Annotated in this window: 12 protein-coding genes; 4 read left to right on the top strand and 8 right to left on the bottom strand. The window is 62.8% G+C overall.

Annotated elements, in window-relative coordinates:
• Nucleotides 1-80 precede the first annotated feature (80 nt).
• Entirely contained in the window at nt 81-2699 is a 2619-nt protein-coding gene (gene mutS, locus RGUI_RS11500; protein ID WP_156883083.1) for a DNA mismatch repair protein MutS, read from the top strand.
• Here the strand turns inward: mutS and RGUI_RS11495 are convergent.
• Nucleotides 2696-3253, bottom strand: a complete 558-nt coding sequence (locus RGUI_RS11495; RefSeq protein WP_081533192.1) for a nucleotide exchange factor GrpE — start codon at nt 3251-3253, stop codon at nt 2696-2698. The genes mutS and RGUI_RS11495 overlap by 4 nt on opposite strands.
• Nucleotides 3254-3256: 3 nt before the next feature.
• Nucleotides 3257-4297, bottom strand: coding sequence for a heat-inducible transcriptional repressor HrcA (gene hrcA / locus RGUI_RS11490; protein ID WP_216640130.1), 1041 nt, complete (start codon nt 4295-4297; stop codon nt 3257-3259).
• A 149-nt stretch (nt 4298-4446) separates the two neighbouring features.
• Here hrcA and rph point away from each other — a divergent pair, with 149 nt between their 5' ends.
• The 3 genes from rph to hemW are packed head-to-tail and all read left to right on the top strand — an operon-like array spanning nt 4447 to nt 6928.
• Nucleotides 4447-5163 (top strand): ribonuclease PH, encoded by a 717-nt coding sequence (gene rph / locus RGUI_RS11485; RefSeq protein WP_081533191.1) that lies wholly within the window; start codon nt 4447-4449, stop codon nt 5161-5163.
• 3 nt (nt 5164-5166) lie between these two features.
• Nucleotides 5167-5775, top strand: a complete 609-nt coding sequence (rdgB, locus tag RGUI_RS22150) for an RdgB/HAM1 family non-canonical purine NTP pyrophosphatase (RefSeq protein WP_156882943.1) — start codon at nt 5167-5169, stop codon at nt 5773-5775.
• Nucleotides 5765-6928, top strand: coding sequence for a radical SAM family heme chaperone HemW (gene hemW, locus RGUI_RS11480; protein WP_253798301.1), 1164 nt, complete (start codon nt 5765-5767; stop codon nt 6926-6928). Before rdgB ends, hemW begins: the two co-directional genes overlap by 11 nt.
• Nucleotides 6929-6932: 4 nt before the next feature.
• On the opposite strand, the gene RGUI_RS11475 is transcribed toward hemW, so the two are convergent.
• From RGUI_RS11475 to rho, 6 genes are read right to left on the bottom strand one after another with little or no spacing between them, the layout of a single operon-like run.
• Nucleotides 6933-7838, bottom strand: coding sequence for a ParB/RepB/Spo0J family partition protein (locus RGUI_RS11475; RefSeq protein WP_081533189.1), 906 nt, complete (start codon nt 7836-7838; stop codon nt 6933-6935).
• Between the two features lie 19 nt (nt 7839-7857).
• Nucleotides 7858-8667 carry a ParA family protein gene (locus RGUI_RS11470; RefSeq protein ID WP_081533188.1) on the bottom strand — a complete coding sequence of 270 codons (810 nt, stop codon included), beginning with the start codon at nt 8665-8667 and terminating at the stop codon, nt 7858-7860.
• Entirely contained in the window at nt 8660-9280 is a 621-nt protein-coding gene (rsmG, locus tag RGUI_RS11465; RefSeq protein WP_081533187.1) for a 16S rRNA (guanine(527)-N(7))-methyltransferase RsmG, read from the bottom strand. Before rsmG ends, RGUI_RS11470 begins: the two co-directional genes overlap by 8 nt.
• Nucleotides 9277-11142: a tRNA uridine-5-carboxymethylaminomethyl(34) synthesis enzyme MnmG gene (mnmG, locus tag RGUI_RS11460; protein WP_081533186.1), complete on the bottom strand. Its 1866-nt coding sequence runs from the start codon at nt 11140-11142 to the stop codon at nt 9277-9279. Before mnmG ends, rsmG begins: the two co-directional genes overlap by 4 nt.
• 12 nt (nt 11143-11154) lie before the next feature.
• Nucleotides 11155-12444 (bottom strand): tRNA uridine-5-carboxymethylaminomethyl(34) synthesis GTPase MnmE, encoded by a 1290-nt coding sequence (gene mnmE, locus RGUI_RS11455; protein ID WP_081533185.1) that lies wholly within the window; start codon nt 12442-12444, stop codon nt 11155-11157.
• 24 nt (nt 12445-12468) lie between these two features.
• A complete protein-coding gene (gene rho, locus RGUI_RS11450; protein WP_081533184.1) occupies nt 12469-13740 on the bottom strand; it encodes a transcription termination factor Rho in 1272 nt (423 codons plus the stop codon).
• Nucleotides 13741-13850: the final 110 nt, after the last annotated feature.

Raw genomic sequence — 13850 nt, 5'->3', positions numbered from 1 at the left:
GGAGGGCGCGATTTGTAAGGTCCGGGGACCACGGGAAACAGGGGGCAAGGGTGAGCGGAGGGTCAGCAGCCGTCACGCCGATGATGGCGCAGTATCTGGAGATCAAGGCCGCGCATCCGCAGGCGCTCCTGTTCTACCGGATGGGCGATTTCTACGAGATGTTCTTTGACGACGCGGTAGCGGCCGCCGAAGCGCTGGACATCGCGCTGACCAAACGCGGCAAGCATCAGGGCGCCGATATCCCGATGTGCGGCGTCCCGGTCCATGCGGCCGAAAGCTATCTGCTGACGCTGATCCGCAAGGGGTTCCGCGTGGCCGTCTGCGAACAGATGGAGGACCCGGCCGAGGCGAAAAAGCGCGGGTCGAAGTCGGTCGTGAAACGCGATGTCGTCCGGCTGGTCACCCCCGGCACGCTGACCGAGGATTCGCTGCTGGAAGCGCGGCGCCACAATTTCCTTGCCGCCTTCGCCGCGCTGCGGGGAGAAGGAGCGTTGGCCTGGGTCGATATCTCTACCGGTGCGTTCCGCGTGATGGACTGCCCCCCGGTGCGCCTTGGCCCGGAACTGGCGCGGCTGGCCCCACGCGAAGTCTTGCTGTCCGAGGCGAGCGAGAGCGATTGGACCGATACAGTGACGGACGCCGGCGCGTCCCTCACCCCCCTGTCCCGCGCCAGTTTCGACAGCGGATCGGCGGTCAAACGGCTGGGTGCGGTGTTCGGCGTGGGCACGCTGGAAGGGTTCGGCGCGTTTTCCCGTGCGGAACTGTCGGCCATGGGGGCGCTGGTCGACTATCTTGAGATCACGCAAAAGGGCAAACTGCCGCTGTTGCGTCCGCCCGTCCGGGAAAGCGCGGGCGGCACCGTGCAGATCGACGCGGCAACCCGGCGCAACCTGGAACTGACGGCCAGCCTGTCGGGCGGGCGTGAGGGCAGCCTGCTCCATGCCATCGACCGGACGGTGACAGCCCCCGGTGCGCGGCTTTTGGAACGGCGGATTTCCAGCCCGTCGCGGGATCTGGGCATGATCCGCAGCCGGTTGGCCGCGGTCCGGGCCCTGGTCGAGGACACCGGCCTGTGCGACAGCTTGCGCGGCGCCCTGCGAAAATGCCCCGACATGGACCGCGCGCTGTCACGCCTTGCGCTGGACCGGGGCGGCCCCCGCGATCTGGCCGCAATCCGGAACGGTCTGACACAGGCCGGCGTGATTCAAGGTCAGCTTCACGGGGATCTGCCCGAGTTGATCCGCGATGCGGCAGAGGCATTGACAGGCCATGACGATCTGCTGGATCTGCTGGACCGCGCGCTGGTGGCCGAGCCGCCGCTTATGCTGCGCGACGGCGGGTTCATCGCCCCGGGTCATGAAGAAGACCTTGATGAGGCGCGCAAGCTGCGGGACGAGGGGCGCGGCGTCATCGCCGCGATGCAGACCGACTTTGCCCGCGAAACCGGGATCTCCTCTCTCAAGGTCAAGCACAACAATGTGCTGGGCTATTTCATCGAGGTCACGGCGACCCATGCCGACAAGATGCTGTCGCCGCCCCTGTCCGAAACCTTCATCCACCGGCAAACGACGGCGAACGCCCTGCGCTTTACAACGGTGGAGCTTTCCGATCTGGAAACCCGCATTCTGAATGCCGGGAACCGGGCGCTGGAGATTGAAAAACGGCTCTATGACAGCCTGAAGACGGCCATTCTGGATCGGGCGGGTCCGGTCGGACAGGCCGCTGCCGCACTGGCCGAGATCGACCTTGCCGCTTCGTTGGCCGATCTGGCGCGGGGCGAGGACTGGTGCGAACCCATGGTCGAAGACAGCCGCGCGTTCGAGATCACGGGCGGGCGGCACCCGGTGGTCGAACGCGCCTTGCGAAAACAGGGCGGCGGGCCGTTCATCGCCAATGATTGCGGGTTGGCAGACGGGACGGACGGCGCGGCCATCTGGTTGCTGACCGGGCCCAACATGGCGGGCAAGTCCACCTTCCTGCGTCAGAACGCCTTGGTCGCGCTCTTGGCGCAGGCGGGCAGTTACGTGCCCGCGGCCAGCGCCCGGATCGGGTTGGTGTCGCAGATCTTCAGCCGGGTGGGCGCGTCGGACGATCTGGCCCGCGGCCGGTCGACCTTCATGGTCGAGATGGTGGAGACCGCCGCGATCCTGAACCAGGCGGACGACCGGGCGCTGGTGATCCTTGATGAAATCGGGCGCGGCACGGCGACCTATGACGGTTTGTCCATCGCCTGGGCCACGCTGGAACACCTGCATGATGTCAACCGATGCCGCGCGCTGTTCGCCACCCACTATCACGAACTGACAGCGCTGGCGCACAAGCTAACGGGTGTGGAGAACGCCACCGTGGCCGTGAAGGAATGGGAAGGCGACGTGATCTTCCTGCACGAGGTCCGGCAGGGCGCGGCTGACCGGTCTTACGGTGTGCAGGTCGCGCGACTGGCCGGGTTGCCCCATGCGGTGGTCGAGCGCGCCCGCGTCGTTCTGGAAGCCTTGGAAAAAGGGGAGCGGGAAAGCGGGCGGCCGCAAAAGGCGCTGATCGACGATCTGCCGCTCTTCCGGGCGGTTGCCCCGCCCCCACCCCAGCCGAAGGGACGGTCAGCCGCCGAAGAAAAGCTCGCCGGGGTGCATCCCGACGAGCTGACACCGAAACAGGCATTGGAGCTGATCTACGAGTTGAAGCGACTGGCCGACGGTTAAGACGCAGGGGTCGACGACACACCCACCTGCGCGGGGCGAAGCAACCGGTCGTGCAACATGAAACCGACGGCCATCACCTGGATGATATCGCCCGCCTTCGTTCCCGGCACCGGTGCCTCGAACATCGCCTGGTGAAGTTGCGGGTCGAACGGATCCCCGACTTCGGGCGATACCCGTTCGATCCCGTGCTTGGAAAAGACGTTCAGCAATTCACGAAGCGTGAGTTCAATGCCTTCCAGAACCGCCTTGTTCGCCTCGCGCTGCTCATCCGTCACAACGTCAAGCGCGCGGGACAGGTGATCATAGACCGGCAGGATATCGCGGGACAGCTTGGCGCCGCCGTAATTCTCTGCCTCGCGCCGGTCACGATCGGCCCGCTTGCGGGCATTCTCGGCATCGGCCAGCGCGCGCATGAACCGATCGCGCAACTCGTCCCGCTCGGCACGCAGGGCCTCGACCTCATCGTCCGGAACGGACAGGTCGATATCGACCTCGACGCGGTCGTTTGCCTCGTCAGACAGATCTTCCACTTCACTCTTTTCCGGTTCTGCCATGTCTCACCTCTTGCCCCGGTCGGTGATCAATTTCCCGACCAATTGCGCCGTGTAGTCCACGATCGGAACGATCCGCCCATAGTTCAGCCGCGTCGGTCCGATCACGCCCACAGCGCCAACAATCCTACGGTCCGCGTTCATATATGGAGAGACCACCAAAGAGGAACCCGAAAGTGAAAAAAGCTTGTTTTCACTTCCAATGAAAATGCGCACCCCTTCGCCCTCTTCGGCGAGCTCCAGAAACTCCACGATGTCCCGTTTGCGTTCAAGGTCATCGAACAGGCTGCGGATCCGGTCCAGTTCCTCGGCCTCGGTGCTGTCGGCCAGCAGATTGGCCCGGCCGCGCACGATCAGCCGTTCATGGTCGCTGCCCTCGTTTTCCCACACCGCAAGGCCCGCCTCGACCATCACCCGGGCAAGATCGTCCAGTTCCTGACGCCGCCGAGAGATTTCCACCTGCATCGAGCGGCGCAGATCGCTGAGTGTCTTGCCCGCGGCGAATGCATTCAGGAAATTCGCAGCCTCCCGCATCGAGGATGGCGTTTGCCCCGGCGCGGGCTGGAACAGGCGGTTTTCCACATGACCGTCGGCAAAGACCAGAACGGTCAGCGCCCGGTCCGGAGCAAGGCTGACGAATTCGATATGCTTGATCGGTGCCTCGTGCTTGGGCGCCAGAACAAGGCTTGCGCCTTGGGTCACGCCCGACAGCGCCGCGCCGACCCGGTCCAGCATTGCGCCCACGTCATTTTCGTTGCTGCCCAGCGTGGCGTCGATCTTTTCGCGGTCGTCGTCTTCCAGATCGCGGATTTCCAGAAGACCGTCGACGAACATCCGCAGGCCCAGTTGCGTGGGCACGCGACCGGCCGAGACATGGGGGCTGTCCAGCAGCCCGAGGAATTCAAGATCCTGCATAACGTTGCGGATCGTCGCGGCGCTGACCTTCTCGCTCATCGTGCGGGTCAGCGTGCGTGACCCCACCGGGCCGCCGGTGTCCAGATACCCTTCGACGACACGGCGAAACACCTCTCGCGAGCGGTCGTTCATCTCGTTCAGGATGGTCTGGGTCTGGTTCACCGAACAGCACTCCACCGAAGCGATGCAATTAAAGGACAGTTCGTGTTCCCGTCAATCGGGCTTGCATCGCAGCCCGCGCCGTGGGAGCAACCCGACCAGCAAAGAGAACAGGAGGCCCCATGCGCCCGTCTGGCCGTGATGTAAGCGAAATGCGCCCGGTTTCAATCGAAACCGGGGTGACGAAACATGCCGAAGGCTCCTGCCTGATCCGCATGGGCGATACCCATGTGTTGTGCACGGCCTCGCTGGAAGAACGCGTGCCGCCGTTTCTGAAAAACTCCGGTCTTGGCTGGGTGACGGGTGAATACGGCATGCTGCCGCGCTCGACCTCTTCGCGGATGCGGCGGGAAGCAACGGCCGGCAAACAGGGTGGCCGCACCGTGGAAATCCAGCGTCTGATCGGCCGGTCCCTGCGCGCGGGCGTTGACCGCGTGGCCATGGGCGAACGCCAGATCACCGTCGATTGCGACGTGATCCAGGCCGATGGCGGCACCCGCTGCGCGGCCATCACCGGCGGCTGGGTGGCATTGCGGCTTGCCGTGAACAAGCTGATGAAGGCCGGCGACATCATCAGCGATCCGCTTGGCGATCCGGTGGCCGCCGTGTCCTGCGGGATCTATGCCGGGCAACCCGTGCTGGACCTTGATTACCCCGAGGACAGCGTGGCCGGGGTGGACGGCAACTTCGTGATGACCGGATCGGGCCGGCTGATCGAGGTGCAGATGTCGGCAGAGGGCGCCACATTCTCTCGCGAACAGATGGATGCGTTGATGGCCCTTGCGGAAAAAGGCGTCGCCGACCTTGCCGCCGCACAACAGGCCGCCGTGGCGGGCTGAGTTATGCGGCGTTTCACCGACGATACCCTGCTGGTCGCAACCCATAACCACGGCAAGCTGGAAGAGATCGCGCATCTTCTGGAACCCTACGCGATCAAGGTGACCGGCGCGGGCGAGATGAACCTGCCCGAGCCCGAGGAAACCGAAACGACCTTCGTCGGCAACGCCCGGATCAAGGCGCATGCGGCGGCCAGGGCCACGGGATTGCCCGCACTTGCCGATGACAGCGGTCTGGCGGTCGATGCCCTGGGCGGGGAACCGGGCGTCTATACCGCCGATTGGGCCGAAACAGGGTCTGGTCGCGACTTCCCGATGGCCATGGAAAGGGTCTGGCGAAAGCTGGAGGAGGTTGCCGCTCCCGAACCGCGAACGGCGCAATTCTGCTGTACCTTTGTCCTCGCCTGGCCCGATGGACATGACGAGGTGTTCGAGGGGAAAATGCCCGGTCAGATCGTCTGGCCGATGCGGGGCGATCAGGGGCACGGCTTTGACCCGATCTTCCAGCCCGAAGGGTACGAGATCACCTTCGGTCAGATGGACCGCTGGAAAAAGAACAAGATCAGCCACCGTGCCCGCGCCTTCGAAAAGCTGGTGGAGATCTTTGAACGCTGAAGATTGGCAAGAGGCAGGTTTCGGGCTTTATATCCACTGGCCGTTCTGCCTCGCCAAATGCCCCTATTGCGATTTCAACTCTCATGTCGTGGCGCACATCGACATGGAGCGATGGGCTCGCGCCTATGTATCGGAAATCCGCCGACTGGGGGCCGAAACCGGCCCGCGTATCCTCAACAGCGTGTTCTTCGGGGGCGGCACCCCCAGCCTGATGTCCCCCGACCTCGTGAACACGATTCTTGAGACCGTGCGGACCACATGGCCTTGCGCCAATGACATGGAAATCACGTTAGAGGCCAACCCGACCTCGGTCGAGGCTGACCGGTTTCGCGGCTATCGCGATGCCGGCGTCAACCGGGTGTCGCTGGGCATACAGGCCCTGAACGATGGCGATCTGAAACGGCTGGGGCGCATGCATAGCGTCGCAGAGGCCCGTGCGGCCTTCGATATCGCAAGGCGGTGTTTCGCCCGTGTCAGTTTCGATCTCATCTATGCACGGCAGGATCAGACGCTGGCCGATTGGAGGGCGGAGTTGCGAGAGGCGCTCTCCATGGCGGTCGATCACCTTTCGCTCTACCAGTTGACGATCGAACCCGGCACGGCCTTTGGCGACCGGTTGAACCGCGGCGGGCTGCGCGGTCTGCCTGATGAGGATCTGGGCGCGGATATGTACGCCGCCACGCAGGAGATTTGCGAAGACGCCGGCATGCCCGCCTATGAAGTGTCAAACCATGCGCGGCCCGGGGCGGAGTCCCGTCACAACCTGATCTACTGGCGCATGGGCGATTATGCGGGCGTCGGGCCCGGGGCGCATGGCCGGCTGACGCTCGATAGCACTCGCTGGGCCACCGAAACGCCGCTGTCGCCGGAGGAATGGCTGACGCGTGTTGAAACCGGGGAAAATGGCGAGTTGCCCCGCCAGGCATTGAGCCGCGAGGATCAGGCAGCCGAGTACCTTTTGATGGGCCTGAGGCTGGTGGAGGGAATTTCCATCAGCCGCCTGGAAAATCTGGCCGGAAAGCCCCTAAATCATAATATAATCAATGACTTAGTGGAAAGCGGCCTGATTGGGACCGCGCATGGCAGGCTCTATGCAACAAAGACCGGTCGCGCCCTTCTGAACGGCGTGATCGCAGCCCTTCTGCCGGACTGACCGCTCAGTCGAAAGCGGTGACCGTCGCCGCACTCAACGCGCCGCACAACCGGTCAAGATCGTCGAGGTCCTTGTACCCAACCACGATCCGCCCCGATCCGTCTGCCCAATGCTCGATCGTGACCCGCATCCCCAGATTAGCGGACAGATCCTGTTCCAGCGCACGGGTATCGGCGTCCTTTTCTGGGGCCCTGTTCCGGGGTTTCGCCGATTTCGGCTCAGACCCTTGTTTGGCCAGCTTCTCGGTCTCACGAACCGAAAGCTGACCCTTGATCACCTGCCGCGCAAGATCCGCCGGATTCTCGGTCGTGATCAGGGCCCGGGCATGACCGGCGGTCATCCGCCCCTCTCGCAAGTGGTCCAGAACTTCTTCGGGAAGCTGGAGCAACCGCAGCAGGTTCGCAATATGGCTCCGGCTCTTGCCAAGCGCCTCGGCCACCTTGTCTTGGGTATGGCCGAATCGATCCATCAACTGGCGATAGCCCATCGCCTCTTCCACCGGGTTCAGATCCGCCCGCTGGATGTTTTCGATGATCGCGATTTCCAGAACCTCGGTATCGTCCAGCTCTCGCAGGATGACGGGCACTTCATGCTGTTGCGCCAGTTGCGAAGCGCGCCAACGCCGTTCCCCGGCGACGATCTCGTACCGGCCCTCGACCTTCTTGCTCGGGCGCACGATCAGCGGCTGGATCACGCCCTTTTCGCGGATCGAGTCCGCCAGTTCCTTCAGCGCATCTTCTGAAAACTGCCGGCGCGGCTGATCGGGATTCGGCTCCAACAGGTCAAGCGGCACCATCTGGTCGGGCTTGCTCCGGGGCGGCTCGCCTGCTTCGGGGGCGGGCTCGATCTGAACATCCGCCATCAAGGCCGACAGACCCCGGCCAAGACCGCGTTTTTCCGGTTTCTTCATGCGATTTGTCCTGCCCCGTTCAGGCGCCGACCGGCACCGACTGTTTCAGCATCTCTTGCGCCAGGGCCCGATAAGCCTGCGCTCCGCGCGAACTCGGATCATATTCCAGCACGGGCATGGCAAAGGACGGCGCCTCGCTCAACCGTACATTTCGCGGAATGACGGTTTCGAACACCAGTTCGCCCAGATACGCTCGCGCGTCTTTTTCTACATGTTGTGACAGGTTATTGCGACCATCGAACATCGTGAGGACCACACCCTCGATCCTCAGGTTCGGATTGGCTGTCTGGCGAAGCTCCCGCACCGTCAGCATAAGCTGCGACAGACCTTCAAGCGCGAAGAACTCACTTTGCAGCGGTACGAGGACCGAGTCCGCCGCAACCATCGCGTTCACCGTCAGAAGACTGAGGGCGGGCGGGCAGTCGATCAGGATATAGTCGAGACCGAAAGACCCGATCGCCGGCTGACGAAGCGCGTTATGCAGCAGATGGCTGCGCCGGTCGTTTCGGACCATCTCGATATCGGCGGAACTGAGATCCGTCGTCGCCGGCGCAATCAACAACCCATCGATTGCCGTCGGTTGCACGACATCTGCCAGCGGCGCGCCCTCCAAAAGCAGATCATAGGTCGTCAGCCCGCGCTGCTCGGCCTCGATTCCGAGGCCCGTCGACGCATTCCCTTGCGGATCGATATCGACGATCAGAACGCTCAACCCCTCTTCCACCAACGCGGCGCCGAGGTTGATGGCCGTGGTCGTCTTGCCGACACCGCCCTTCTGGTTGGCCACGGCAATGATTTTCGGTGTCTTGGAGCGGGTGGAGTCAGACACGGGCGATGCCTCCGAGTTTCAGGATTACGGCCTGGGGATCGGTCTTGCTTGGGAAGTCTTGGACGTCTACGGCAGTCGATGCAAGCGCCGCATCAAGCTCTTCCCGATATCGTGCGCCTTTCGGAAAAAGTGCAATACCGTCAGGCCGCAAATGCCGGCGCGCATAGCCGATCAGCTGCGAAAGCGGCGCAAGCGCGCGGGCCGAAAGGACATCGGCGCCCTGCGGTGGGGCGGATTCGATCCGTTGCGGCAGAATCGCCGTCTGGGGAAGGCTCAGTTCTCGCACCACGGTAGAAAGGAAAGCAGCTTTCCTGCGATCGCTTTCGATCAGCGTAACCCGGCGCGACTCTCCGGCGTCTGCGGCCTGAATCGCAACGATCATACCCGGAAACCCGCCACCGCTGCCAAGGTCGACCCAATGGTGCCAGCTTGCAGGTGCCAGCGGATACAGCTGCATCGAATCCGCAAAGTGCCGCGTTTCTAGCTCATCAAGCGTTGACGGCGCGACGAGGTTGATCGCGGGATTCCACTTTCGCACAAGGGCAGCATAGGCGTGCAGCCGGTCTGATGTTTCACGTGAAACATTCTGCATGCAATCATCCGTGGCTTTCATGCAGATTGCCGTTCGATCTGTTTGAGTCGCGCCAGGATCAGCGTCAGCGCCGCGGGCGTCATGCCATCGATCCGCGCCGCCTGCGCCAAAGTCTCCGGTCGCGCCGCGGACAATTTGCCTTTCAGTTCGGTCGACAACCCCTCCAGCGCCCCATATGGGAAATCCGCCGGAAGCTTTTGTGCCTCATCCCGGCGCATCGCCTCAACATCCTGGGCCTGCCGCTTGATATAGTTCGCATAGAGCGCGTCCCGCTCCAACTGCGCGCGCGTTTCGACGTCGACTTGCGCCAGGCTTTCCTCCAGCGGGACAAGATCCTCGAAACTCACATTCGGGAATGCAAGCACGTCCATCCCGTTGCGCCGGGTCCCATCCGCATTGACCGCGATCCCCACTTCGGCGATCCGCTTCGGCGTCAGGGACAACGCATCCAGTTGCGTCCGTGCGGTGTTCAGCCTCAACATCTTGTCTTCGAACGCCCCGCGCCTGTCTTCCGACACGCAGCCAATCTCAATCCCCTTGCCCGTCAGCCTCTGGTCCGCATTGTCGGCGCGAAGCGACAGCCGGAACTCGGCGCGAGAGGTAAACATCCGATACGGCTCACTGACCCCGCGGGTGACAAGATCATCGACCATGACGCCGATATAGCTGTCGGTCCGGGTGAACGTCACCGCCCCCTGCCCCATGCTTTGCCGTGCCGCATTCAGGCCGGCGACCAGACCTTGGGCCGCCGCTTCTTCATAGCCGGTCGTCCCGTTGATCTGCCCCGCCAGGAACAAGCCCGGCACATCACGCAGTTCAAGCGTCATCTTCAACGCGCGCGGGTCGATGTAGTCGTACTCAATGGCATAGCCCGGCTGCAGGATCCGGGCGTCTTCCAGCCCCGCGATCGAATGGACATAGTCCGCCTGCACATCCTCGGGCAGTGAGGTCGAAATACCGTTCGGATAGACCGTCGGGTCATCCAAGCCTTCGGGTTCAAGAAATATCTGGTGGGAGGTCTTGTCCGCGAACCTCACGATCTTGTCTTCGATCGAGGGGCAATAGCGTGGCCCGATCCCATCAATATGCCCGCCATACATCGCCGAGCGCTCCAGGTTGTCCCGGATGATCTCATGCGTCTGCGGGTTGGTGTAGGTGATGGCACAGGCGACCTGACGAACGGCCACCTCTTCCGACATGAAGGAGAAGAGCACGGGTTCGTCATCGCCGGGCTGTTTTTCAAGCCGGTCCCAATCGATGGACCGTCCGTCAAGACGCGGCGGCGTCCCTGTTTTCAGGCGCCCGAGCGGCAGGCCAAAGCCTTCGATACGCTCTGCCAAACGGACCGAGGGCTTATCGCCCATCCGGCCGCCATCCATTCGGCGTTCCCCGATATGGATCACCCCACGCAGAAAGGTGCCGGTCGTCAGAACCACGGCATGGGCCCCGATCTCTGATCCATCGGCCAGAACAACGCCGGCGATACGCTGTTCCTTTTCGATCAGGTCAGCGACTTCGCCCTCGATGATCGTCAGATCCGGTGCCGATCCCAGCATCGCCTGAATTGCCTGACGGTACAGTTTTCGATCCGCCTGCGCCCGCGGACCCTGAACGGCAGGTCCCTTGCGTCGGTTCAGCAACCGAAACTGAATGCCCGAAAGATCCGCTGCCCGCCCCATGAGACCGTCAAGGGCATCGACTTCCCGAACAAGGTGCCCCTTTCCAAGGCCGCCGATGGCCGGATTGCAGGACATTACGCCAATGCCGTCGCGCCGCAGCGTCACCAGGGCCACGGACACGCCAAGTCGGGCGGCCGCATGGGCCGCTTCAGCCCCCGCATGGCCACCACCAACCACGATCACGTCAAAGTCCCGTTGTTTCACGTGAAACAATCCTCACTTCCCAAGGCAAAATGACGAGAAGATTTCGTCCAGCAGATGCTCGACATCAATCCGTCCAACGAGCGAATCGAGCGCGCGGACTGCCGTTCGCAGATCCTCCGCCGCGATCTCTGCGCCGTCCATCCCGAAGGATAGCTGATTCTGCGCCGCTTCAATAGCTGTCGTCGCACGGACCATCGCCTGGCGGTGACGTTCCCGCGTGGCGGTCACCGCCCGTGCCGCACGCCGTTCCAGATGTTCGGTGATCCGCTGCAACAGCGTTTCGACCCCCTGCCCCGTCTTCCCGGAAACCGTGAATTCACCGGTCGATGCCAGATCCCCCTTTCCCTGAACGACAAGATCCTCCGGCTCTGGCTGCAAGCCTTCCGTCGCCCCCGTCTCATCCAAAAGGAAAACACGCAGCTCTGCGGCGCGCGCCCGTTCAATCGCGCGGGCAACCCCGATCCTCTCCACCGCATCCCCGGTCTCTCTCAACCCCGCCGTGTCGAGGATCGTCACCGGCAGGCCATGCAGATCCATGCGCACCTCGATCACATCACGGGTGGTACCCGCATGTTCCGACGTGATCGCGGCCTCTCGCCCCGCGATGAAATTCAGAAGCGTCGACTTCCCGGCGTTGGGTGGGCCAACAATCGCCACTTCGAACCCGTCGCGAATCCGTTCGGCAACGGCGACACCCGCGACCTCTGCCGTCAGATCCGCCGCGACCGATGACAGAAGATCATCGACTTCGCCCGAGACATCGACAGGGACATCCTCATCCGCGAAATCGATCGTCGCCTCTAGCAAGGCCGCCGCCCGGATCAAGCCTGACCGCCATTTGTCGGCTTTTTGGCCAAGGGCGCCCGTCAACACGCGCAAGGCCTGTTGGCGCTGTGCTTCGGTCTCCGCCTCCAGCAAGTCGCCAAGACCTTCGACCTGGGCAAGATCAAGTACACCGTTTTCCAGCGACCGACGTGTGAATTCCCCGGGTTCGGCCAGGCGCAGACCGTCAATCTGACCGAGCGTTTTCAGAACAGCGCTCACGGTCGCCGGGCTACCGTGACAGTGCAGTTCTACAACGTCTTCACCGGTAAAGCTGGCGCCGTGTCCGAAGCTGAGAACCAGCGCCTCATCCAGCAACTGGCCATCCGGATCCCGCAGACGACGAAGCCCGGCTTGCCGGGGTTCTGGCAAGGATCCCGCCAGCATACGCCCGGCTAGCCCTGCCTTCGGGCCGGAAATGCGAATAACGGCGACGCCCGCCTTACCGCGCGCCGTCGCAAGGGCGAATATCGTGTCCAAGGATCACCTCCGGGCGGGATCGCCTCAGGTGTTCATCGAATCGAAAAATTCGGAATTGGTCTTGGTCTGCTTGAGCTTGGAAATCAGGAACTCGATGGCATCGGTGGTGCCCATCGGGTTCAGGATCCGGCGCAGAACGAAGGTCTTCTGCAGGTCTGCCTTGTCGACCAGCAGATCCTCTTTCCGCGTGCCGGATTTCAGGATGTCCATCGCCGGGAAGACGCGCTTGTCGGCGACCTTGCGATCCAGCACGATCTCGGAGTTGCCGGTGCCCTTGAATTCCTCGAAGATGACTTCGTCCATCCGGCTGCCGGTGTCGATCAGCGCAGTGGCGATGATGGTCAGAGACCCACCTTCCTCGATATTCCGGGCGGCACCGAAGAAGCGTTTCGGTCGTTGCAGCGCGTTTGCATCCACACCACCGGTCAGCACCTTACCCGAGGATGGCACCACGGTGTTGTAAGCACGGCCAAGTCTGGTGATCGAATCGAGAAGGATAACAACATCTCGTTTATGTTCGACCAGACGTTTCGCTTTCTCGATCACCATCTCGGCCACAGCCACGTGCCGCGTTGCCGGTTCGTCGAAGGTGGAGGAAATCACCTCGCCCTTCACGCTGCGTTGCATGTCGGTGACCTCTTCGGGCCGTTCGTCGATCAGCAACACGATCAGGTAGCATTCCGGGTGGTTCGCCTCGATCGAATGGGCGATGTTCTGCAGCAAGACGGTCTTACCCGTCCGCGGCGGCGCAACGATCAGCGAGCGCTGCCCCTTCCCGATGGGTGAGACCAGATCGATGATCCGGGCCGACCGATCCTTGATGGTCGGATCCTCGATTTCCATCTTCAGCCGCTCATCGGGGTAAAGCGGTGTCAGGTTGTCGAAGTTGATCTTGTGGCGGGCCTTCTCCGGCTCCTGGAAGTTGATGCCCGTCACCTTGGTGATCGCGAAATAGCGCTCATTCTCCCGCGGGGCCTGCATCACACCCTGAACGGTGTCGCCAGTGCGCAGGGAATGCTGCCGGATCATGTCGGGCGAGACGTAAATGTCATCAGGCCCCGGCAAATAGTTCGCTTCGGGCGAGCGCAGGAAGCCGAACCCGTCCTGCAAGACCTCAAGCACGCCATCGCCAGAGATTTCCCAACCCTCTTCGGCGCGCTCCTTGAGGATGGAGAACATCATGTCGCCCTTGCGCATGGTCGAGGCGTTCTCGATCTCCAGCTCCTCCGCCATGGCGAGGAGGTCCTTGGGGCTCTTGGCCTTGAGATCGGCCAGATTCAACGAGTCTTGGGTCATGGGAACACTTCGAAGGCAGGGCGCCATTCGGGCGCAGCAGAAAGGGGAAGCCGGCAGCCGCGCCAGGACGGCGGGCTGTGAGGCGCCTAGATAGCCCCGCCTTTTCGGTG

Source organism: Rhodovulum sp. P5 (assembly GCF_002079305.1).
Taxonomy (GTDB): domain Bacteria; phylum Pseudomonadota; class Alphaproteobacteria; order Rhodobacterales; family Rhodobacteraceae; genus Rhodovulum.
The sequence above is the reverse complement of the archived record's forward strand: the minus strand, read 5'-3'. Positions and strand labels throughout refer to the sequence as shown.